Below are 20,618 nucleotides of genomic sequence, written 5' to 3'. Positions count from 1 at the left end.
GTGACGACGATGACGCAAGCGTCCGTACGCGAGTTCAAGATGCCGGACGTCGGCGAGGGACTCACCGAGGCCGAGATCCTCAAGTGGTACGTCCAGCCGGGTGACACGGTCACCGACGGCCAGGTGGTGTGCGAGGTCGAGACCGCCAAGGCGGCCGTCGAACTGCCCATCCCCTACGACGGCGTGGTCCGCGAACTCCATTTCCCCGAGGGCACCACGGTCGACGTGGGCACGTCCATCATCGCGGTGGAGGTGGCCGGCGCGGCACCCGCCGGGGCCCCGGCCGAGCAGCCCGAGGCAGCACCCGAGGAGCTGGAGCCCGAGGCCAAGCCGCAGGGCCGCCAGCCGGTCCTGGTCGGCTACGGCGTGTCGACGTCCTCCACCAAGCGCCGCCCCCGCAAGGGCCCCGAGGTCACCGTCCCGGCCCTGGCCCAGGCGATCCAGACCGAGCTGAACGGCCACGGCCACGGCACGGTCGCCGAGAAGCCCCGCCCGCTGGCCAAGCCGCCGGTGCGCAAGCTGGCCAAGGACCTCGGCGTCGACCTGGCCACGATCACCCCGTCCGGCCCGGACGGCATCATCACCCGCGACGACGTCCACGCGGCGGCCACGCCGAAGCCGACCGAGCCGACGCCGGCCCCGGTCGCTGCGGCTCCGGTGACACCGGCCCCGGTCGCGTCCTACGACGGCACGCGCGAGACCCGTATCCCGGTCAAGGGCGTCCGCAAGGCCACGGCGGCGGCGATGGTCGGCTCGGCGTTCACGGCGCCGCATGTCACCGAGTTCGTCACGGTCGACGTGACCCGCACGATGAAGCTGGTCGAGGAGCTGAAGCAGGACAAGGAGATGCAGGGCCTGCGGGTCAACCCGCTGCTCCTCATCGCCAAGGCCCTGCTGGTCGCCATCAAGCGCAACCCGGAGATCAACGCGTCCTGGGACGAGGCCAACCAGGAGATCGTGCAGAAGCACTACGTCAACCTGGGCATCGCCGCGGCCACCCCGCGCGGGCTGATCGTGCCGAACATCAAGGACGCGCACGACAAGACGCTCCCGCAGCTGGCCGCTGCGCTCGGCGAGCTGGTGTCGACGGCGAGAGAGGGCAAGACCTCCCCCGCGGCCATGCAGGGCGGCACGGTGACGATCACCAATGTCGGCGTCTTCGGCGTCGACACGGGCACGCCGATCCTCAACCCCGGCGAGTCGGCGATCCTGGCGATCGGTGCGATCAAGCTCCAGCCGTGGGTCCACAAGGGCAAGGTCAAGCCGCGTCAGGTGACGACCCTGGCGCTGAGCTTCGACCACCGCCTGGTCGACGGCGAGCTGGGCTCGAAGGTGCTGGCGGACGTGGCGGCGATTCTGGAGCAGCCGAAGAGGTTGATCACCTGGGCGTGAGGGCTCTGAGTGGGTAGCCTCGAAGCGTTGAGGGGACGGCCGCAAAATCGCCTTGCGGCCGCCCCCTCTTCTTTCAGGTTCCGCTCGGCTATCAGACCTGGTGGAGCACGTACACCGGCGCACCGTCCTCGGCTCCGCCGCGCGAACGGATGCAGGCGTGCTTGCGCAGAAGTCGCAGACATTCGTTGACGCGGTGCACGGAGAGCCCCGTACGTGCCGCGAGGGATTCAAGCGGTTCGCGCAACTCTCCCCGCTCGACGAGGACCGGGGCGATGACCACGGCCACGGTCCACACGTCCTCCGTCACGGAGAGGCGTTGCCGCCAGTCGGCCAGCACGGTCTCCGTGGTGGGCAGCGCCTTGAGCTCTGCGACAGGCCTACGGCGGTCCAGCACGAGGGCGTCGAGCCGGTCCGCGATCCGTTCCATCGCCCGGACCATGGCCTGCTGCACGGCGAGGGTGGCCTTCTGCGTGGCCAGCATCTCCCGTTGCAGGGTCAGTGACTCCTGCTGCAGGGTCAGTGATTCCTGCTGCAGGGCCAGGGTCTCCCGTTGCACGCCCAGCGTTTCCTGCTGCAGCTCGATCGACTTGCGCTGCCCGTTCGCCAGCTCCTCGTCCAGCTGGAGGTTGTGCGCCTCCAGGCGGACGATGGCCTCGGCGACCTGCTCGGGCATGGCGTAGGCGATCGGGGCGCCCGGTTCGGCGGGCTGAACCTCGGCTTCCTCCAGCGTGTAGGAACCGTCTCGCTGAATGGTCTCGATCACCTCGGCGGCCCACTGCTTGAAGGGGGCGCAGGCCGGCTTGGTGCAGGCGTTGACGAGGAGGATGAGACCCTGCAGAGAGATGACATTCAGGTCTCGGCGCCACTCCCTACCTGCGGGAACGCTGAGACCGTAACCTCCAGTTAGGGTCTCGAGAGACTCTCGATGGTCGGCCGGCACATGGTCGGAGAGTGCCTTTTGCGGGTTCGTGTGCCCGAGTTCCTTGCACACATCCACCGCCGGAAACCAATGGCTCCCGTCCGGCATGGTCAGCCTGCGCACGCGGGCTCCGGTCGCCGCGTACACGAAGTCGCTGATGTCGATCGCCTCGTGCCGTGCGGGCGAGTCGGGTCGCTTGCTGGGTTCGCTCATGTGAACCACCTCCGCTGCGGAACGTAGAGCGGAGGAATTCGAATATGCCAGTCGCAAGCATGATGTTCACAATTGAGGGTGAAGTTTGCCGAAAACTCCGGACAGGGGAACTCAACGTCGTAGCACGGCAGTTCCTCTTGCAGACGGACCGGGGTCCGCACGGAACCAGTGGCCCCCGGTGCTCCAGCCCAGCAGACGACGGCCCGCGCCGGCGTCGGCCGGGGCGCCGTCCATGACCTGGCGGAGCCCGGTGAGGGCCGGAGCGAGACGGCCGGCGATGTGCCACGGGAGACGGGCGGTCTCCTCGGCCATGCGGTCCAGGACGCGCCGCTGTTCCTGCGGCGTGCACAGCGACAGGTGGAACACCATCTGGCGCCAGGCGTAGGCGACGTCCTTGATGGTGCCGAGCGGTCGTGGGTTGTGGTGCACGCGCCCGGTCAGCAGGCACACGGTGTCGAAGCAGCGCAGCGCCGGCTCGTCCCAGCCGGCGCCGGGCTGGATGCCGACCCGGTGGACGAGGGTGGCCAGGTTGTGGGTCGTGAGGATCTGCGCCTGCTCGATCACCGTGCCGTTCCCGGCGACCCAGGAGCCGGACGTGCCCGTGCCTGCGCCCGGCGCGAGTTCGGCGGCCCGCTGCCGGCACAGCGCGGCGAACCCGGGCGACGTACGCGCACCGTGGGACCGGAGTGCCGCGTCCCCCGCCTCGGCGACGGCGAGGTTGCGCACCGCCCGGTAGTCGATGGCGTAGTACCGCTCGTAGAGCGAGCCACCGCCGAGCAGTTCGGCCGCGACACGCGCGGCGGTCAGGAACTTCGGGGTGAACGTGCCCATGAAGATGTCCGCCGCGAGTTCCTCGACGAAGGGCGCCCCCAGCTCGGCCTGCCGGGCCAGCACGGACAGTTCGCGGATCAGCGGGTTGGGCAGGATCGTGCCGGGGAAGGCCCGTACCGCGAGCCCGCCCAGCTCCCGCAGCACGCCGGCCGCGACCTCCTCCGCCCCCGCGTCGACGCGGTGGGCGGCGACGGCCCGCACCCACGGCAGCTCCTCCACCCGCACCTGCCGCTGGAGGTTGAGCAGCAGCAGGGAGCGGCGGTTGCGGAACGCGCGGTAGTTCGCGGCGGCCAGTGAGCGCAGGGCCGGTTCGGGGTGTGCCGCGGCGGTGGCGGCGGCGACGAGCTGGGGGACCAGCTCGGCCAGGACCTCCGCCGAAGGGACGACACCACGCTCCACGAGCGTGCCGACGGATGCACTGAGTGCCGCCTCGACGGGCCGGCGTACGGCGGCCGGGATCGCCGTGCCCGCGGGCACACCGGTCTCGTCGGCCTCCTGGGTGCTCACCGGCGCGACGAGCGGCGTGGTCTCGGGCACCCCGCCGTCCTGCGGCAGGGCGGAGAGCCGCGCCAGCACCACTCCGGCCAGCGCGTGGTGCGAGGGCAGCGCGGCCTGGGCGGCCTGGTCCCGGCGCAGCGCGGTGTGCGTCGCGGAGCCGGGCCGGCCTCGCCGCCGGACCATGGAGGCGACGGCGTGCCGCAGCAGTCCGAGCCGCCGCGGTTCCAGGTCCCGTCCGGCGACCGTCTCCTCCAGCGCGCCGCGCAGGATGCCCAGGTTCTCCTTGGGCTTGAGGTGCTTGGTGCAGTGGGTGTGGCGCCGGGCCAGGCCGTGGTAACGGCGCAGCAGTTCGGCGGAGCGGACGTGCCAGGCGTCGCGGTCGTCGGCGGGGACAAGCACGTATCCCTCCTCGTCCGTCACCTCGAGCCAGTGCAGCAGCAGTTCGTCACCGAAGGGCTGCCAGACGGCCAGGGCCTCGCGCTGGGTCTCGACGGCCGTGCTGGGACGTCGACGCGCGAGTGCCGCGCAGGCGTCGCCCACGGTGGAGCGGTGCACGGCGTCGGGCCGGGGCGCGGGCCGCTCGGCCGGCCGCGGGCTGAACCGCAGCCGGTCCGCGAACGGCGCCAGTTCCTCGACCAGATCCAGGGCGGCGTCCGGCTCCCCGGCCCGGACCAGCCAGGCCACGGTGAGCAGGGCGGCCTCCTCGGGGACGGTCACCTCGTAACGACCGCTGTCGAGCAGGCCGTGGAGATGGGCGAGCCCGTCCTCGGACAGGAAATAGCCGAACAGGGCCCGCCGCTCCTCGGGCACACCGGCCCGGCGCGCGGTCGCGACCTCGAAGTCGAGCAAGGCGCCGCCCGCGCTCGGCTCGCCGGTGGCGAAGCCGCCCCGGACGACCTCCGGCGTGACCCACGCGGGCAGCCCGGAGACGGGCGTGCGGGAACCGATCTTCAGCAGGCCGTCCGCCATCCCGTTCAGGACCGCACGCCACCTGCGGCCGCGTTCCTCGCCGCGTCGGCGGGTCTCCGGGTCCGGGTGTGCGGCGGCCGTACGGAGCGCGGCGGCCAGCTGACCGGCCGCGTACCCGGGGTTCGCCTGCGCGAGGTGCTGCTGCTCAGCGTCGTCGTTCATAGCCGACGTGGCGGGTTCCGCCCCCGCGCCCTCCGGGATCACAGCCCGGTGCTCTGCTGCTGAGCTACACGTCGTCGTTCCTGGCCGACGTGGCAGGTTCCGCCCCTGCGCCCTCCGGGTTAGGAGCCCGGTGCTCTGCTGCTGAGCTACACGCCGATGGGGCGACGGTAGACGGCGAGAAACCGTACGCACAAACGGTTTTGGCGCCTCGCCCGGCCGGGGCCGGACGGCGTTCGACCACCGACCCGTCGATCGGAGGCGGCTTCACATGGCGCCGAAGGACGGTGGGCGGTCACCGGCATGGCCGGTGCCTACACCGTCTCCTACTTCGCCGGGCTCCTCCTCACCGCCCCTCTGCTGGCCCGCCGCACCGGGGGCCGGCTGGACGACGGCACCCTGCGCAGCGCCTACACCAAGCTGCTGTGCGCCGGAGGTGTCGCTGCGGTGGCGGGCTGGGCCGTGGCGCGGGGCTGCGCCGGGGTGGCGGGGCATGGTACGGCGGGGACGCTTCTGACGACCGTCGCCGGCTCGCTCGCCCTCGGTCTCGTCCATGTGGCGGTGGGCAAAGCACTGAAGACCGGCGAACTTCGACGGGTTCCCGGTTCCCGCTGGCCTCGGCGAGCGCCTCGATGTCGCTCCGGGCGGCCCCCTGACGTTGTATCAGGGAAGGGTCGGGGTGCTGTCGGGGACGTCACCGATGGTGGTGGAGTGGCCACGGCGGCACGCTGGTGCCATGACGAAATCAATTGCCGCCCGCCCCAGTTCCGCCCTCTGCCCCTCCCCATCCCTCTCCGCCTCGGCGTCCCCCTCCCCCTCCTCTTCCTCTTCCTCTTCCTCCTCCGTCCGCCGTGTCGCCGCCGTCGCAGGCGCCGCCGTCCTCGCCGGTACGGCTGCGGTGTGCGCACCCGGTGTCGCCTACGCTGCACCTCGTGTCGCCGCCGTCTCCGCGCCCGACTTCAGCGACTGCCCGGCCCTGCCCGACGGTGTCGACCCGGCCCGATGGAGATGCGAAGTGCACACGGCCGCCCCACGGTTGACCATGGGCAAGGTCACGGTGAACCTCGCTCCGATCACCATGACGCACGCCGAGGGCCCGATGCCGGACGGCAGCAACGGCCAGGTCTGGGGTGCCATGCACAGCTCCCCCACCGCCGTTCCGGGGGGACTGACCGGCACGCCCGCGGGCGATCGCGCGGCCGTCCTGGGCCTGGCGATACAGCCGGAGTACGGCGGCCGGTCCGACTTCTACACCGGGCAGTTCAGCCTCCGCTTCCGGCTCCTCGGCCCGCTGGTGCCTCGCGGCTGCACGATCGGCGAGGACGAACCGTTGGACTTCCGCCTGAAGCGCTCCGGCCCCTCCAAGTGGGTCTCCCAGGACCCTCCGGTGATCGAGTTCTCGGCCTACGACGACACCTTCACCGCCCCGGCCGCCGAACACTGCGGGCCCCTCAACGGAGCCCTCGACCGACCCCTGGGCCTGCCCTCGGCCGAGCGCAACCTGCTGTCGTACGACGCCTCGTACACCTTCAAGACCTACGACCGGCTTGCTGATCGGGCCGACGGCAAGAGACAGAACGGAGGGAACCTTTCGCGCTGACGCCGACTCCTGACCCGGCGACGCGGGCCCGACGGGGACCGCACCTGTCCGAGAGGGGTCATGCATGGCACCGCACACCGACCGTCCACTGCCGAAGGACGAGCGCGCCGAACACCGCCTGCTGGACGTTGGCTCCGCCCGGCTGCATCTCGCGCAGTACAGCACCGGCGGCGGCACCCCGCTGCTGATGCTGCACGGCTTCCCGCAGCACTGGTACGCCTGGCACAAGGTCGCCGGGCAGTTGCCCGACGGATACCGGCTGCTCTGCCCGGACCTGCGGGGCTTCGGCTGGTCGCAGATCACACGGCGCGGTTACGACATGGACGGCCTGGCGGACGACGCCCTCGCGCTGCTCGACACGCTGGGGCTGGAGCGGGTCGGGCTGGTCGGGCACGACTGGGGGGCGCATCTCGGGTTCCGGCTGTGCCTGAGGGCGCCGGAGCGGTTCACCGGCTACCTCGCGCTCAACATGACCCACCCGTGGCCCCGGCACCGGGCGGTCCTGCCCAACCTGTGGCGGCTGTGGTTCACCGCGTTCGTCGAGTACCCGGTGCTCGGGCGGGCCGTGCTGCGGCACTGGCCCGGCTTCACCCGCTTCCTGCTGCGTCACCAGGTCGCCGATCCGGCGGCCGTGTGGACGCAGGCAGAGATCGCCGAGTACGCGGAGGCAACCTCGGTGAGCGCCCCCGCCGTTCAGTCCCTGTTCTGGCAGTACGTCCTGCACGACATCCCCGCGCAGCTCCGGGGCACCTCGCGGCGGCAGCGGCTGACCGTGCCGACGCTGCTGCTCGGCGGGGAGCGGGACAACGTGGTCGTGCCGTCGATGCTGGTCGGCGCCGAACCGTACGCCGACGAGCTGCGTGTGCGGCTGGTGCCGGGCGCCGGGCACTATCTGCCACAGGAGCGGCCGGAGGAGGTGGCCGAGGGTGTCCGCGAGCTGTTCGCCCCCTTCGCTCAGGAGGTCTGACGCAGCGCCGCCCGCTCGGCGACCCGGGTGGTGAACGCCCGTCCGCGCCGTGCGCCGAGCAGCCTGCCGTAGAGCCACTGGGCGGGGCGCAGGGCGGTGGGGCGGGTCGCGCCGAGGACGGCGAAACGGGTGCCGCCGGCCTCGGGGGCGGCCGCCATGCCGCCGACGATCAGCCGGGACTGCATCAGGCACCAGCCGGGGGAGAGCCGTACCTCGAACGACTCCGTCAGGCCCGAACGGCCCACCGCCACGGCCCGTTTGCGCTCCGCGTCGCCGGGTGGAACACGGAACTCGCGGAGGAAGGGCACCAGATGGGGCAGTTCCGCCTCCAGGTCGGCGGCCACCGCCCAGACCCGGTCGTACGGCAGCGCCAGATGCTCCTCGGTGTACAGGCCGGCGTGCAGTCCCGCGGCCAGCACCCGCAGTCGCAGCACCGGATCGGAGGAATTCATCGTGACCACGCCTTCCGAAAGGAGGAACGGGCCCGGCTCAGCCGGGACTTGACGGTGCCCTGCGGTACGCCGAGCAGGGTGGCGACGGTGGCCTCGTCCAGGCCCTCCAGTTCGCGCAGGACCAGCACCGCGCGGTGCCGGACCGGCAGCCGGGCCAGTGCGTCCCGCACATCGGCCGGCAGCTCTCCGTCGGCGTCCGCGCGCAGCCCGCCGAGGCGGGCCAGGTCGGCGGGGTCGGCCGGTTCCTCGGCACGGGTGCGGCGGGCGACCCGTACCGCCTCGCGCACCGTGGTCGTACGGAGCCAGCCGTAGAAGGCCTGGGGATCGCGGAGTGTGCGCAGGCCCTTGAAGACGGCCAGCAGCGACTCCTGTACGGCGTCGGCCACGTCGTGCGGGGCGATCGGGCGGCACAGCCGGGTCACATAGGGGGTGACCAGTGTGAGCAGTTCGTCCATGGCCAGGGCGTCCCCGTCCTGTGAGGCCCGGACCAGCGCGGCGGCCGTGTCCCAGGGCGCCGCCCGGCCGTCGTCCTCTGCCTGGGGGGCCATGGGCCGGCTCAACCCCGCCGTCGCAGCGCGTTCAGCAGGGCCGCGCCCCGTTCGGCGTCGTCCACGCTCACCGCGAAGTCCGTACGGCGGCCCCGGGGGCGTACGACCAGGCAGTCGCCGGCGCGGAGCATCACGGTCGTGCCGAGGCCGCTGAGGCGGTAGCCCCAGCCGCCGACCTGGGAGGGCTGCCGGTGCTCGGCGCGGGCGGACTCGATGGCGGCCGGAGACCAGCGGCGGGTGGGCCAGCCGAGGGGGCCGAAGGACACCTCCAGGCCCGATTCCGACACCTTCGCCTGGACCGAGGAGAACGCGGCGCCGAGGAGGGCGGTGAGACTGCAGGAGGCGCACACCAGCCACAGTGCGAGGGAGTCGGCCAGGCCGACGGCCAGGGCCACCAGGGTGCCGACGCCGGCCAGGCCGGTCGACGCGGCCAGCAGTTGCAGCCAGGGGTTGGCCGCGCGGGAGAACCACACCAGCCGCTCGCCCTCCGGCAGGCGCAGTTCGGGGGTGGCGGCGACCGGGGCGGTGCTGGGGCGGGTGCTCCCTCTCCAGGCCAGCACACCGGCAACCGCTGTCGCCACGAGGACCAGCACGACGTCCAGGGGCGAATCGCGGGCCTCGTGCCAGTCGGCGTGGTCGAGGTTGGCGCGGACGATGGACGCCTGTGCGCCGACGAGCACCGCCGCCGTGGGTGCCAGTGCGATGGCCCGCCAGGGGCGCGGGGTCGGCCAGGAACGACGCCACCGGACGGACAGTGCCAGCGCGATCAGCAGCCAGAGACCGGCCGGGAACAGGGAGGCCTCCCACAGTGGCATCGAGCCGTCGGGAGCGGCACCCCCGCTCCAGTGGGTGGCCAGCCGGTCCGGCAGCCGATCGTGCGCGGCCCAGGGCAGACCCGCGAGCAGCGCGGCTACGGCCGCCGTGCACCCCGCGAGCCCCCAGCGCGCTGCGCGCCCCCGTTTGTCTGTTCCGCCGTCCCCGTTCGTCATGTCGTCGTCCCCCGGATCATCTCGATGAGGTCGGTGCGGGTGTAGCCGAGCCGGGATGCCTCCGCGACCAGCTCGCGCACCCTGATCTGCAGTCCGGAGCGCCGGGCCGCGCCCTCGGCGACGGTGATCCCACGGCCGCGGCGGAACTCCAGCAGGCCCTCGTCGCGCAGTGCGCGCAGGCCGCGCAGGACGGTGTTGACGTTGATGTCCAGGGCCGTGGAGAGGTCGCGGGCGGAGGGCAGCCGGTCGCCGGCGCGGCACTCGCCCTCAGCGATGGCCCGCCGGAGCGCCGCCGCGACCTGTTCGTGCAGCGGGCGGGTGTCGGCTGTGTCCAGACGGAGCAGCATGGTGCCAATGACACTAGCACCATCGGCTTCATTGTGGGCCCGGACAGCAGAACGGGCCCGCCGCTTGGGTGCGACGGGCCCGTTCTGCTGTCCGGTGGAAGCGTCAGCCGAGCTTGGCGAAGCCGTAGTCCAGGAGCTTCTTCGCGTCCGCCTCACGCTGCGGGATGGAGGTGGAGGCGAGGACGGTGCCGATGACCGTCTTGCCGTTGCGGGTGGCGGCGAAGACCAGGCAGTAGCCGGCCTCCGGGCCGGAGCCCGTCTTCACACCGATGGTGCCGCTGTAGCTGCTGAGCAGACCGTTGGTGTTGGTCCACGGCGCCATCGTGCGGGTGCTGCCCGTCTTGGTGATCGTCCTCGCGGTGTACGACTTCGTCTTGACGATCGTGCGGAACGTGGAGTTCTGCATCGCGCTGCTGGCGATTTTCGTCAGGTCGCGCGGCGTCGAGTAGTTGTTGCCGTTGCCGATGCCGTCGAAGGAGTCGAAGTGGGTGTTCTTCAGCCCCAGGTTCTTGGCGGCGGTGTTCATCTTGCCGATGAAGTTGCTGACGCGGGCGGCGCGGGTGGAGCCGGACCCGTAGGTGTCGGCGAGCGCGTAGGCGGCGTCGCAGCCGGACGGCAGCATCAGGCCGTACAGCAGCTGGCCGACGGTGACCTTGTCGCCGACGATCAGGTGCGCCTGGGAGGCGTTGTTCTGGACGACGTAGTCGCTGTACGCCTTCTGGATCGTCACCTGCTTGTTGAGGTTGAGGTTCGACTGCGCGAGCACGACCTTGGCGGTCATGATCTTGGTGGTGGAGCCGGTGGAGCGCTGGGTGTCCGCCGCCTTGGTGTAGAGCGTCGAACCGCTCGCGTTGTTCATCACGTAACCGCCCTTGGCCACGATCGAGGGCGTCGTGACCGCCTGAGCGGGCGCCGCGGTGAGGGCACCGGTGGCGAGCAGCGCGCCGGAGGTGACGGCGACGGCGGCGGCTCTGCGGATGCGCGGGCTGCGCGTGCCCTTAATGCCGGTAATCAAAGTGATGTACCCCGATTGTCGTAAATGCCCCTGAATGCGGCCGAGTTGAGCTGGCAAGAGTGAAAGGCCGCACGTGTGAGACACGTAAGTAGCACAGAAGGTTGTGCGGCCGCCGCGAGGGAATTCCGTCACGTCCGGATGCTGGACGGCGCTGCCCATGCGTACGTGTTGTATCTATCCTGTGGGCATGAAGACGGCCGTACAGCAGCCAGACCGCCGGGACCCCAAGCCACCGCCCGCCGCCGACCGTGTGTACGCCCACGTCAAGCAGGGCGTCCTCGACCGTCGTTACGAGGGTGGCACCCTGCTCACCGAGGGCGAGCTGGCCGAGGCCGTGGGGGTCTCCCGCACGCCCGTGCGCGAGGCGCTGCTGCGGCTGGAGGTCGAGGGCCTGATCCGGCTCTACCCGAAGAAGGGCGCGCTGGTCCTGCCGGTCTCCGCGCAGGAGATCGCGGACGTGGTGGAGACCCGCCAGCTGGTCGAGGAGCACGCCGCCCGCAAGGCCGTACCCGCCCCGCCCGGGCTGCTCGAGCGGCTGAGCGAACTGCTGGAGCTGCAGAAGGCGCAGGCCGCCGCCGGTGACCTGGCCGCGGCCGCGGTCACCGACCGCTGCTTCCACGCCGAGATCGTGCGCAGCGGCGGCAACGAGATCCTGTCCCGGCTCTACGACCAGTTGCGCGACCGGCAGCTGCGGATGGGTGTCGCCGTCATGCACTCCCACCCGGACCGGATCGCCAAGACGCTCGCCGAGCACGAGGAGATCCTCCAGGCGCTGCGCGCCGGGGACGCGGAGGCGGCCGTCGCGCTCGTGCACCGCCATGTGACCTGGTTCGAGCACCTCGCGCGGGGTGAGGTCCGATGAGCGCTCCGGCGCGGAACGTCACCCTTCCGGGTGATCCGCCGGGCGGCCGACGCGCCGTCGCCGTGTGGTCCATAGGCGTCGCCGTCTACTTCGTCGCCGTCATCTTCCGTACGTCACTGGGCGTGGCGGGGCTGGACGCGGCCGACCGCTTCCATGTGAACGCGTCCGCCCTGTCGACGTTCTCCATCCTCCAGCTGCTGGTCTACGCCGGCATGCAGATACCCGTCGGCCTGCTGGTCGACCGGCTCGGCACCAAGAAGGTGCTGAGCATCGGCGCCGTGCTGTTCACGGCCGGGCAGCTGGGCTTCGCCTTCTCCCCGTCCTACGGCACCGCGCTCGCCTCCCGCGCCCTGCTGGGCTGCGGGGACGCGATGACCTTCATCAGCGTGCTGCGGCTCGGCACCCGCTGGTTCCCGGCCCGCCGCGGGCCGCTGGTCGCGCAGCTCGCGGGGCTGGTCGGCATGGCGGGCAACCTGGTCTCCACGCTGGTCCTCGCCCGGCTGCTGCACGGCGTCGGCTGGACGCCGGCGTTCGCCGGCAGCGCGCTCGTGGGTGTCGTCGTCCTCGTGCTGACGCTGCTGTTCCTGAAGGACCACCCCGAGGGGCACGAGCCCGGACCGGCGCCGCACCAGGGCGCGGCCTACGTCCGCCGGCAGATCGCGGCGGCCTGGCGGGAGCCGGGCACGCGCCTCGGGCTGTGGGTGCACTTCACCACCCAGTTCCCGGCGATGGTGTTCCTGCTGCTGTGGGGCCTGCCGTTCCTGGTGCAGGCGCAGGGGCTGAGCCGGGCGACGGCCGGTGAGCTGCTCACCCTGGTCGTGCTGTCCAACATGGTGATCGGGCTGGTCTACGGCCAGATCGTCGCCCGGCACCACGCGGCGCGGCTGCCGCTGGCGCTGGGCACGGTCGGGGCGACGGCGCTGCTGTGGGCGTCGACGCTGCTGTATCCCGGTGCGCATGCGCCGATGTGGCTGCTGGTGGTGTTGTGCGCGGTGCTGGGGGCGTGCGGGCCTGCCTCGATGCTCGGGTTCGACTTCGCGCGGCCGGCCAACCCGCCCGAGCGCCAGGGGACGGCGTCGGGCATCACCAACATGGGTGGGTTCGTCGCCTCGATGACGACGTTGTTCGCGGTGGGAGTGCTGCTGGATGCCACCGGGGACGACTACGCCGTGGCGTTCAGCGCGGTGTTCGTCCTGCAGGCGCTCGGTGTCTCCCAGATCCTGCGGCTGCGGGGGCGGGCGGCCCGGCGTGAGCGTGAGCGGTTGGTTGCCAGCCGGGTGGAGACGGTGCACGTGCCTGCGGCTTAGCCGTCTTCTCCCACCCGCGCACCACCCGCTTCCAGTCGGCTGAAAGGCCGGACAACCTGCTCGGGTGCTCGCCGTCGGCGGCTTCCCGCCACGGCAGGGCCTACGGCGTCACCGCGAAGTTTCTCAGGATCGCTGCCGTCAGGTCCGGGTCGCCCTCCGTCTTCACCCGGTCGGCGGCCGCCTCCGGCGTCACCCGGCCGCAGGCGAGGCGGACGTAGGTCTCCCAGTCGAGGGTGAGGGTGGCCGCGGGGCCGAGGGCCGGGGCGGTTTCCAGGGTGCCGCGGCCCTGGATGTCGACGCGGATGGTGCGCAGGAACTCCACCGGGCCGTGCACGTCGAAGACGATGGCCGAACTGCGCGGCGCGTCCGCGTCCTTCGCGACGACCTTGGGCAGTGCCTCCAGGAGGACGTCCCGGACCACGTACGCCCCCGGCGAGTCCAGGTTGCCGGGGCGGCCGAGGGCCGTACGCAGGTCCTGCTCGTGCACCCACACGTCGAAGGCACGGGCGCGGTAGGCCTGTTCCACCGTGATCTCCGTGCCCAGCGGGCCGCGGACCGTGGTGCCGGGGTCACGGGACTCGCCCCGCAGCTGGCGGTTGCGACGGATGACCGTGTACTCCAGCTCGGCGGTCATCTCCGGTGCCGTGTGGTGGCGGCGGACGTCGACCTGCATCTCCATGTACCGCTGGTGCTCGGTGGTCACGTGGAAGAGGTCACGGGGCAGGGAGTGGATCGGGCGCGGGTCGCCGAGCATCTCGCAGTCCATGCCGATGACATGCGACACGATGTCCCGGACCGACCAGCCGGGGCACGGGGTCCGCCGGTTCCACTCGCCCTCCGCGAGCGACTGGACCATCTCGGATATCGCTTCGATGGAGTGCGTCCAGGCGTCGGCGTAGGGCTGGAGGGTGGGATGCAGACTCACGGAACGGGACCCCTCGGCGGTCGGTACACGGGCAGGTTGTGGCGGCGTTGCCAGCGGGCGGCGGCGGCACTTCGGCGGGTGTCTGGGAGGCTAAGTTACGCTGCCTGCAGGCACCCCGGCAGTGCTTTCGTGTGACGATCGTAGGCCTGTCTGGACGACTCGAATGCCAGGACGGTGGTAGTGTGCGCGCCTCGCTGATCCAGATCGCCGTGAACGAGGACGAATCGGTCGACACCCGGCGGCAGCGGGTGGCCGCGCTGGTCCGGGAGCAGGCCGGGGCCGATCTCGTGGTCCTGCCCGAGCTGTGGACCACCGGGGCCTTCGCCTACGAGGAGTTCGGCCGGGAGGCCGAGCCGCTCGAAGGGCCGACGTACGAGGTCATGGCCAAGGCGGCGAGTGACGCGGGCGTGTGGCTCCACGCGGGTTCCATCCCCGAGCGGGACCCCGACGGCCCCCTCTACAACACCTCTCTCATCTTCTCCCCCTCCGGCGAGCTGACCGCCGCCTACCGCAAGATCCACCGCTTCGGCTTCGACAAGGGCGAGGCCGTGCTGATGGGCGCCGGGCGTGACCTGGTGACGGTCCGGCTGCCCGGGACCACGCTCGGCGTGGCCACCTGCTACGACCTCCGTTTCCCCGAACTCTTCCGCGGACTCGTCGACGCCGGCGCCGAGGTGCTGGTGCTCCCGGCGGGCTGGCCCGAGCGGCGACGCGCGCACTGGACGCTGCTGGCCCAGGCGCGGGCGGTGGAGAACCAGGCGTTCGTGCTTGCCTGTGGAACGGCCGGGACTCACGCGGGAGTTCCGCAGGCGGGTCACTCGATCGTGGTGGATCCGTGGGGCGAGGTGCTCGCCGAGGCCGGCCCGGACGAGGAGGTCCTCACCGTCGACTTCGACCCGGCGAGGGTGGCGGCCACCCGCGAGCAGTTCCCGGCGCTGAAGGACCGCGTGCTCGGCCTGCAGCCGCCCCGGCGCCCTTGAGACCCGTGGGTGCTCAGTCGTCCTCCCGTTCCTTCTGCGCCAGGTGGATCACGCACACCGCCACCGCGATCAGCAGCGCCGGATCCGCGTCCTCGCGCACGATGTCGACACCGTAGGTGTCCCGGAGGGACAGGAAGCGGCGGGAGATCACGGCCAGCAGTTCGCCGTCGTACTCGATGGCGAACTCGTGGTCGAGGATCCTGCCGCTGACGTCCAGCACGGTGCCGTCGACCAGGGACACCCGGTAGTGGTGGCGCAGCAGGGACAGCCGCTTGCGCCTGATCGTGGCCAAGCCCTCGCCGTCCCGCTCGATCACCATGGTGTCGCGCAGCGCGAACATCTTCTGGTGGATGTCGATCAGCACGCGCCCGTGGGCGTCCTTCAGCTGGAAGGTGTCCCGCAGGCGCATCGCCTTGCCGTCGACGAGGAAGACCTTGCGGCCGTGCTCGTCCTCGATCCAGTAGTCGTCGCCGATGCCGAGCAGCCGGTCATGTACGAGGAGTCTCATGCGGGTACCGTTCCCCGCCGCGCGCTGATCGTCACGGCCCAGTCGCCCGAGGCGCCTGCCGGTGGTGCTCATCGGGAGCCGCCGGACCGAACCTCCTTCGGTACGCCGACGGGCTGAGCCCCGTCTCCCGGCGCAGCCGGGCCCGCAGGTTGGCGGCCGTACCGAGGCCGCAGCGTGCCGCGACGACGTCCAGGCGCTCCTCGCCCCGCTCGATCAGGCGGCAGGCCAGCGCCACCCGTTCCCCGGTGAGCCAGGCCAGTGGCGTGGTACCCAGTTGGGCGCGGAAGCGGCGGTGCAGGGTGGCGGGGCTGACGGCCGCGCGGGCGGCGAGGTCCGCCACGGTCAGCGGCTCGCCCAGCCGCTCCTGCGCCCAGGCCAGCAGCGGACCGAGCGACTCGTCGGGCACGTCGGGCACCGGGCGCTCCACGAACTGCCGTTGGCCGCCGTCGCGGTGGGAGGCGAAGACCAGCCGCCGGGAGACGGCATTGGCGAACTCGGCGCCGTGGTCGCGGCGCCACAGGTGCAGCCCGAGGTCGAGCGCGGCCGCGCTGCCGGCGGCGGTGAGGACGTCGCCCTCGTCCACGAAGAGGACGTCCGGTTCGAGCAGCACCTTGGGATGCAGGTCCCGGAAGGTGTCCGCCCACATCCAGTGGGTGGTGGCCCGGCGCCCGTCGAGCAGTCCGGCCTCGGCGAGGGCGAAACTGCCGGTGCAGAAGCTGACGATGCGCGCCCCGCGCGCGTGCGTGCGCCGGATGGCGTCCAGGACGTCGGCGCCGCGCGGTACGACGTTGTCGGGGCGGCCCGGTACGACGAGGGTGTCGGCCTCCGCCACCGCCTCCAGGCCGGGTACGCCGGTCAGGGTGAAGAAGCCGTGGTTCATCCGGATCCGCGGGGTGGGCGTGCACAGCGTCACCGTGTACAGCGGCCCCCGGTCGCCCAGTTCGGGCCTGGGCAGTCCGAACAGTTCGGTCGCGACGCCGACCTCGAACGGGTTGGTGCCCGCGTCCACGATCACGACGACCCGGTGCGGTGGCACGGCCCGGTGGGGTGACTGAGAGGATTCTTGCGGCATATGCGATTCCTAGCACTCGTGCGCCGGGCAGGCCAGCCCGAGGATGACGGCATGAGCAGCGAACCGATCTCCCTGGACAAGGCGCTCGCCTCCTTCACCGAGTGCTGGAGCCCGCGCATCGTCACCACCGTCAACGACTACGACGTCCGGATCGCCAGGTTCGAGGGCGAGCACGTCTGGCACGTGCACGAGGACACCGACGAGTTCTTCCTGGTCCTCGACGGCGAGGTGCACCTCGGCCTGCGCGAGCCGGCCGGCGAGCGCGCGGTCGTCCTGGCCCGGGGCTCGGTGTTCACCGTCCCGCGCGGCACGTATCACAAGCCGTCCGCTCCCGGGCGCGCCGAAGTCCTCCTCTTCGAACCCACCGGCACCCTCTCGGTCGGCGACCGGCACGAGGAGGTCCCGGACCATGTGGACGTGACGACGGGCCACGCGCTGACCTGACCGGACCGAGAGCGCGTTTTCCACAGGCGTCCGAGCGGCCCAGGCCGGTTGTCCACAGGCGCCCGAACGGCTGTCGGAGTCGGGTGGCACTCTTGGACCCATGACCGACTCCGCACCCCGACGCGCCCGCGTCCGCGCCCCCGAGCTGATTGGCAAGGGCGGCTGGCTGAACACGGGCGAGAAGCAGTACACCCTCGCCGACCTGCGCGGACGCATCGTCGTCCTGGATTTCTGGACCTTCTGCTGCATCAACTGTCTGCATGTCCTGGACGAACTGCGCGAGTTGGAGGAGAAGCACCGGGACACGGTGGTGGTCATCGGCGTGCACTCCCCGAAGTTCGTGCACGAGGCCGAGCACCAGGCGGTCGTGGACGCCGTGGAGCGGTACGGGGTCGAGCATCCGGTGCTGGACGATCCCGAGCTCGCGACCTGGAAGCAGTACGCGGTGCGGGCCTGGCCGACGCTCGTCGTGATCGACCCGGAGGGCTATGTCGTCGCCCAGCACGCGGGCGAGGGACACGCGCACGCGATCGAGCGGCTGGTCGAGGAGTTGGAGGCCGAGCACGCGGCGAAGGGCACCCTGCGGCGCGGCGACGGTCCGTACGTGCCGCCGGAGCCCGAGCCGACGACCCTGCGCTTCCCGGGGAAGGCGCTGCTGCTGCCCTCGGGGAACTTCCTGGTCAGCGACACCACCCGGCACCAGCTGGTGGAGCTGGCCGAGGACGCCGAGTCCGTCGTACGGCGCATCGGCTCCGGCACGCGCGGGTTCGCCGACGGCGGCCCCGAGCAGGCCTCCTTCAACGAGCCCCAGGGTCTGGCCCTGCTGGAGGACGGCTCGGTGGTCGTCGCCGACACCGTCAACCACGCCCTGCGCCGCCTGGATTTGGTCTCCGGAGCGGTGACCACCCTGGCCGGCACCGGCAAGCAGTGGTGGCAGAGGTCGGCGACCTCCGGTGCGGCCCGCGAGGTGGATCTGTCCTCCCCCTGGGACGTGGCGGTCTTCGGCGGCCGGGTGTGGATCGCCATGGCGGGCGTCCACCAGCTGTGGACGTACGACCCCGCGGCGGGCACGGTCGCCGTGGCGGCGGGCACCACCAACGAGGGCCTGGTCGACGGCCCCGGTGCGGAGGCCTGGTTCGCTCAGCCGTCCGGTCTCGCGGCGACCGCCGAGCGGCTGTGGCTCGCCGACTCCGAGACCAGCGCCCTGCGCTGGGTGGACCTGGACGGGCACGTCCACACCGCCGTCGGCACCGGCCTGTTCGACTTCGGGCACCGGGACGGCGCCGCCGGACAGGCGCTGTTCCAGCATCCGTTGGGGGTCACCGCCCTGCCGGACGGCTCCGTCGCGGTCGCCGACACCTACAACCACGCCCTGCGCCGCTACGACCCGGCGACCGGCGAGGTCACCACGCTGGCCACCGACCTGCGCGAGCCCAGCGACGCCGTGCTCGTCGGCGAGGACATCGTGGTCGTGGAGTCGGCCCGGCACCGGCTGACCCGGCTGCGGCTGCCGGAGGAGGCGGTGCGGGTGGAGTCGGTGGCCCACCGCACCCGGCGCGCGGCCACGGAGGTCGCTCCCGGCCGTCTGCGTCTGGACGTGATCTTCCAGGCCCCCGCGGGTCAGAAACTGGACACCAGATACGGCCCCTCGACCCGTCTGCTGGTCTCCTCCACCCCGCCCGAGCTGCTGCTCAAGGGCGAGGGAGCGGACACGGACCTGAGCCGCGAGCTGGAACTGAACCCGGCCGTCACACAGGGCGTCCTGCATGTCTCCGCGATGGCGGCGAGCTGTGACGACGACCCCGAGAACGCATACCCCGCCTGTCACGTCCATCAGCAGGACTGGGGCGTGCCGGTCCTGCTCACCGAGGGTGCGACGGACCGCCTGCCGCTGGTGTTGGCCGGGATGGACGACAAGGAGTAGCGAGGAAACGACTCTGCGTAATCGAAGCTCGGGTACGCTAGGCCGTATGAGTGAGATCGAGGAACTCCGGCGCCGCATGGACGCCTTTGAGGCGGAGATGGACGCTCTGCGTGAGCAGATCACCACGACGCGGGCCGTGGTCGCCATAAACGATCGTGATGTGGCGGAGTTCAAGACCGAGCTGCGGGCACACAGGCAGGTGCTGCAGGCACTGAGGGAGACGCAGATCGAGCAGGGGCAACGGCTTGAGAACCTTGAGGCGAAGGTGGACCGGGGTTTCGCCACTGTCCTCTCCGCCGTTCAGACCATCGCCGACCGCCTCCCCGATGAGGCTCCCGGAGACTGATCTTCCGGGAGCTGACCCCGCCGTCCGCTAAGCCTCCAGAAAGGCCGTCAGGGCGTTCGCCAGCAGGAACGGGTCGTCGGCGCCGCACAGTTCGCGCACGCTGTGCATGGAGAGGATCGCCACGCCGATGTCGATCGTGCGGATGCCGTGGCGGGCCGCGGTGATGGGGCCGATGGTCGTGCCGCACGGCATGGAGTTGTTGGAGACGAACGACTGGAAGGGCACGTTCGCCTTCTCGCAGGCCGCGGCGAAGATCGCGCGGCCCGAACCGTCCGTGGCGTAGCGGTTGTTGACGTTGACCTTGAGGATCGGACCGCCGTTGACCCGCGGGTGGTGCGTCGGGTCGTGCCGCTCGGCGTAGTTGGGGTGGACGGCGTGACCGGTGTCGGAGGACAGGCAGACCGTGCCGGCGAAGGCGCGGGCCCGGTCCTCGTAGGAGCCGCCGCGCGCGAAGACCGAGCGTTCCAGCACGCTGCCGAGCAGCGGGCCGTCCGCGCCGGTGTCGGACTGGGAGCCGTTCTCCTCGTGGTCGAAGGCGGCCAGCACGGGGATACGGGTGAGCGGGGCGCCGGAGGTCGCGGCGGCGGCGAGGGCGGCGGCGGCCGCGTGCACCGACAGCAGGTTGTCCATGCGCGGACCGGCGACCAGGTCCCGGTCCCGGCCGAGGTAGGCCGGGGCCTCCACCGGGTGGGTCATCAGGTCCCAGCCGGTGACCGAGCCGGCCGCGATGCCCGCCTCCTGCTCCAGGAAGGCGATCAGGTCGCCGTCGCGCACCTCGTCGCCGAGGCCCCAGACCGGCTGCAGATGGCGCTGCTTGTCGAGCTTGAGCCCCTCGCTGCTGACCGAGCGGTCCAGGTGGATGGCGAGCTGGGGCACGCGCAGCAGCGGCCGGTCCACGTTGACCAGCACCGAGGAGCCGTCGCGCAGGGTCAGCCGGCCGGACAGACCCAGGTCGCGGTCCAGCCAGGAGTTCATCAGCGGGCCGCCGTAGATCTCGACGGCGACCTGGCGCCAGCCGTGCGCCCCGCTGTCCGGCCGCGGCTTGATCCTGAGGTTCGGGGAGTCGGTGTGCGCGCCGACGATGTGGAACGGCGTGTGCGCCGCAGCGCCCTCGGGGACGTACCAGGCCACGATCGCGCCGCCGCGCAGCACGTACTTGCCACCGCTCGAGGAGTCCCAGGCGTCCGTCTCGGCGACCTGCCTGAAGCCCGCCTTCTCCAGCCGTTCGGCGGTGTTCGCCACGGCGTGGTACGGCGACGGGCTCGCCGCCAGGAAGGACATCAGGTCGTCGGTGTGGCCGCGGTCGAAGCGGGCTGCTGCGCTCATGGGTTTCACCTTAACGACGTGCACG

20 protein-coding genes and 2 tRNA genes are annotated in these 20,618 nt (G+C 71.7%); 9 read left to right on the top strand and 13 right to left on the bottom strand.

The features are described 5' to 3' along the window. Positions 1-1,392 (top strand): dihydrolipoamide acetyltransferase family protein, encoded by a 1,392-nt coding sequence (locus ACWC2T_RS04870; protein WP_450669021.1) that lies wholly within the window; start codon positions 1-3, stop codon positions 1,390-1,392. Positions 1,393-1,483: 91 nt separating this feature from the next. On the opposite strand, the gene ACWC2T_RS04865 is transcribed toward ACWC2T_RS04870, so the two are convergent. The 4 genes from ACWC2T_RS04865 to ACWC2T_RS04850 form a co-directional block, all read right to left on the bottom strand. Continuing rightward, a complete protein-coding gene (locus tag ACWC2T_RS04865) occupies positions 1,484-2,524 on the bottom strand; it encodes a BRO family protein (protein WP_450669020.1) in 1,041 nt (346 codons plus the stop codon). A 111-nt stretch (positions 2,525-2,635) separates the two neighbouring features. Beyond that, a complete protein-coding gene (locus tag ACWC2T_RS04860; protein ID WP_450669019.1) occupies positions 2,636-4,984 on the bottom strand; it encodes a hypothetical protein in 2,349 nt (782 codons plus the stop codon). Positions 4,985-4,986: 2 nt separating this feature from the next. Further along, positions 4,987-5,058 (bottom strand) — tRNA-His (locus ACWC2T_RS04855). Positions 5,059-5,065: 7 nt separating this feature from the next. Continuing rightward, a tRNA-Arg gene (locus tag ACWC2T_RS04850) sits at positions 5,066-5,140 on the bottom strand. Between the two features lie 577 nt (positions 5,141-5,717). On the opposite strand from ACWC2T_RS04850, the gene ACWC2T_RS04845 reads away from it, so the two are divergent. Then, complete coding sequence (locus ACWC2T_RS04845; protein ID WP_450669018.1) at positions 5,718-6,581, top strand: hypothetical protein; 864 nt, start codon at positions 5,718-5,720, stop codon at positions 6,579-6,581. A gap of 64 nt (positions 6,582-6,645) precedes the next feature. After that, positions 6,646-7,548, top strand: coding sequence for an alpha/beta fold hydrolase (locus tag ACWC2T_RS04840; protein WP_450669017.1), 903 nt, complete (start codon positions 6,646-6,648; stop codon positions 7,546-7,548). Here ACWC2T_RS04840 and ACWC2T_RS04835 read toward each other — a convergent pair. From ACWC2T_RS04835 to ACWC2T_RS04815, 5 genes are all read right to left on the bottom strand, one after another. Beyond that, entirely contained in the window at positions 7,536-8,000 is a 465-nt protein-coding gene (locus ACWC2T_RS04835) for a hypothetical protein (RefSeq protein ID WP_450669016.1), read from the bottom strand. The two genes, ACWC2T_RS04840 and ACWC2T_RS04835, sit on opposite strands and share 13 nt — an antisense overlap. Next, entirely contained in the window at positions 7,997-8,548 is a 552-nt protein-coding gene (locus ACWC2T_RS04830; RefSeq protein WP_450669015.1) for an RNA polymerase sigma factor, read from the bottom strand. The genes ACWC2T_RS04835 and ACWC2T_RS04830 overlap by 4 nt, the downstream gene beginning before the upstream one ends. Positions 8,549-8,556: 8 nt before the next feature. Further along, positions 8,557-9,537 (bottom strand): DUF1648 domain-containing protein, encoded by a 981-nt coding sequence (locus tag ACWC2T_RS04825; RefSeq protein ID WP_450669014.1) that lies wholly within the window; start codon positions 9,535-9,537, stop codon positions 8,557-8,559. Further along, positions 9,534-9,884: a GntR family transcriptional regulator gene (locus ACWC2T_RS04820; RefSeq protein WP_450669013.1), complete on the bottom strand. Its 351-nt coding sequence runs from the start codon at positions 9,882-9,884 to the stop codon at positions 9,534-9,536. Before ACWC2T_RS04820 ends, ACWC2T_RS04825 begins: the two co-directional genes overlap by 4 nt. A gap of 103 nt (positions 9,885-9,987) precedes the next feature. Further along, positions 9,988-10,899, bottom strand: coding sequence for a D-alanyl-D-alanine carboxypeptidase family protein (locus ACWC2T_RS04815; protein ID WP_450669012.1), 912 nt, complete (start codon positions 10,897-10,899; stop codon positions 9,988-9,990). Positions 10,900-11,086: 187 nt separating this feature from the next. Between ACWC2T_RS04815 and ACWC2T_RS04810 the strand changes: the two genes are divergently transcribed. After that, positions 11,087-11,761: a GntR family transcriptional regulator gene (locus tag ACWC2T_RS04810; protein WP_450669011.1), complete on the top strand. Its 675-nt coding sequence runs from the start codon at positions 11,087-11,089 to the stop codon at positions 11,759-11,761. Beyond that, on the top strand, positions 11,758-13,068 hold the full coding sequence (locus ACWC2T_RS04805) for an MFS transporter (protein WP_450669010.1): 1,311 nt from the start codon (positions 11,758-11,760) through the stop codon (positions 13,066-13,068). Before ACWC2T_RS04810 ends, ACWC2T_RS04805 begins: the two co-directional genes overlap by 4 nt. Positions 13,069-13,168: 100 nt before the next feature. Here ACWC2T_RS04805 and ACWC2T_RS04800 read toward each other — a convergent pair whose 3' ends face one another. Then, the gene (locus ACWC2T_RS04800; RefSeq protein ID WP_450669009.1) at positions 13,169-13,993 is read right to left on the bottom strand and encodes a maleylpyruvate isomerase family mycothiol-dependent enzyme; all 825 of its coding nucleotides are present in this window, start codon (positions 13,991-13,993) and stop codon (positions 13,169-13,171) included. Between the two features lie 182 nt (positions 13,994-14,175). Between ACWC2T_RS04800 and ACWC2T_RS04795 the strand changes: the two genes are divergently transcribed. After that, positions 14,176-14,973, top strand: a complete 798-nt coding sequence (locus ACWC2T_RS04795) for a carbon-nitrogen family hydrolase (protein WP_450669008.1) — start codon at positions 14,176-14,178, stop codon at positions 14,971-14,973. Between the two features lie 13 nt (positions 14,974-14,986). Here the strand turns inward: ACWC2T_RS04795 and ACWC2T_RS04790 are convergent, their stop codons facing one another. Then, a complete protein-coding gene (locus tag ACWC2T_RS04790; protein ID WP_450669007.1) occupies positions 14,987-15,481 on the bottom strand; it encodes an LURP-one-related/scramblase family protein in 495 nt (164 codons plus the stop codon). A gap of 31 nt (positions 15,482-15,512) precedes the next feature. Then, positions 15,513-16,553 (bottom strand): GlxA family transcriptional regulator, encoded by a 1,041-nt coding sequence (locus ACWC2T_RS04785; RefSeq protein WP_450669006.1) that lies wholly within the window; start codon positions 16,551-16,553, stop codon positions 15,513-15,515. Positions 16,554-16,604: 51 nt separating this feature from the next. Here ACWC2T_RS04785 and ACWC2T_RS04780 point away from each other — a divergent pair, with 51 nt between their 5' ends. The 3 genes from ACWC2T_RS04780 to ACWC2T_RS04770 all read left to right on the top strand — a co-directional run bounded on the left by ACWC2T_RS04780 (position 16,605) and on the right by ACWC2T_RS04770 (position 19,267). Continuing rightward, the gene (locus ACWC2T_RS04780; RefSeq protein ID WP_450669005.1) at positions 16,605-16,997 is read left to right on the top strand and encodes a cupin domain-containing protein; all 393 of its coding nucleotides are present in this window, start codon (positions 16,605-16,607) and stop codon (positions 16,995-16,997) included. 100 nt (positions 16,998-17,097) lie between these two features. Then, positions 17,098-18,921 (top strand): thioredoxin-like domain-containing protein, encoded by a 1,824-nt coding sequence (locus ACWC2T_RS04775; protein ID WP_450669004.1) that lies wholly within the window; start codon positions 17,098-17,100, stop codon positions 18,919-18,921. A gap of 46 nt (positions 18,922-18,967) precedes the next feature. Continuing rightward, complete coding sequence (locus tag ACWC2T_RS04770; RefSeq protein WP_450669003.1) at positions 18,968-19,267, top strand: hypothetical protein; 300 nt, start codon at positions 18,968-18,970, stop codon at positions 19,265-19,267. Between the two features lie 27 nt (positions 19,268-19,294). Here ACWC2T_RS04770 and ACWC2T_RS04765 read toward each other — a convergent pair whose 3' ends face one another. Further along, positions 19,295-20,593 carry a M18 family aminopeptidase gene (locus tag ACWC2T_RS04765; protein WP_450669002.1) on the bottom strand — a complete coding sequence of 433 codons (1,299 nt, stop codon included), beginning with the start codon at positions 20,591-20,593 and terminating at the stop codon, positions 19,295-19,297. Positions 20,594-20,618 lie beyond the last annotated feature (25 nt).

It is taken from the genome of Streptomyces sp. NPDC001393 (genome assembly GCF_053597455.1).
This window is presented reverse-complemented; position numbering and strand designations above follow the sequence as displayed.

Excerpts from the sequence above, each read along its gene's own strand:
- ACWC2T_RS04865 (WP_450669020.1), bottom strand. The coding sequence starts at position 2,524 with ATGAGCGAACCCAGCAAGCGACCCGACTCGCCCGCACGGCACGAGGCG.
- ACWC2T_RS04860 (WP_450669019.1), bottom strand. The coding sequence starts at position 4,984 with ATGAACGACGACGCTGAGCAGCAGCACCTCGCGCAGGCGAACCCCGGG.
- ACWC2T_RS04845 (WP_450669018.1), top strand. The coding sequence starts at position 5,718 with ATGACGAAATCAATTGCCGCCCGCCCCAGTTCCGCCCTCTGCCCCTCC.
- ACWC2T_RS04840 (WP_450669017.1), top strand. The coding sequence starts at position 6,646 with ATGGCACCGCACACCGACCGTCCACTGCCGAAGGACGAGCGCGCCGAA.
- ACWC2T_RS04835 (WP_450669016.1), bottom strand. The coding sequence starts at position 8,000 with ATGAATTCCTCCGATCCGGTGCTGCGACTGCGGGTGCTGGCCGCGGGA.
- ACWC2T_RS04830 (WP_450669015.1), bottom strand. The coding sequence starts at position 8,548 with ATGGCCCCCCAGGCAGAGGACGACGGCCGGGCGGCGCCCTGGGACACG.
- ACWC2T_RS04825 (WP_450669014.1), bottom strand. The coding sequence starts at position 9,537 with ATGACGAACGGGGACGGCGGAACAGACAAACGGGGGCGCGCAGCGCGC.
- ACWC2T_RS04820 (WP_450669013.1), bottom strand. The coding sequence starts at position 9,884 with ATGCTGCTCCGTCTGGACACAGCCGACACCCGCCCGCTGCACGAACAG.
- ACWC2T_RS04810 (WP_450669011.1), top strand. The coding sequence starts at position 11,087 with ATGAAGACGGCCGTACAGCAGCCAGACCGCCGGGACCCCAAGCCACCG.
- ACWC2T_RS04805 (WP_450669010.1), top strand. The coding sequence starts at position 11,758 with ATGAGCGCTCCGGCGCGGAACGTCACCCTTCCGGGTGATCCGCCGGGC.
- ACWC2T_RS04790 (WP_450669007.1), bottom strand. The coding sequence starts at position 15,481 with ATGAGACTCCTCGTACATGACCGGCTGCTCGGCATCGGCGACGACTAC.
- ACWC2T_RS04785 (WP_450669006.1), bottom strand. The coding sequence starts at position 16,553 with ATGCCGCAAGAATCCTCTCAGTCACCCCACCGGGCCGTGCCACCGCAC.
- ACWC2T_RS04780 (WP_450669005.1), top strand. The coding sequence starts at position 16,605 with ATGAGCAGCGAACCGATCTCCCTGGACAAGGCGCTCGCCTCCTTCACC.
- ACWC2T_RS04775 (WP_450669004.1), top strand. The coding sequence starts at position 17,098 with ATGACCGACTCCGCACCCCGACGCGCCCGCGTCCGCGCCCCCGAGCTG.
- ACWC2T_RS04770 (WP_450669003.1), top strand. The coding sequence starts at position 18,968 with ATGAGTGAGATCGAGGAACTCCGGCGCCGCATGGACGCCTTTGAGGCG.
- ACWC2T_RS04765 (WP_450669002.1), bottom strand. The coding sequence starts at position 20,593 with ATGAGCGCAGCAGCCCGCTTCGACCGCGGCCACACCGACGACCTGATG.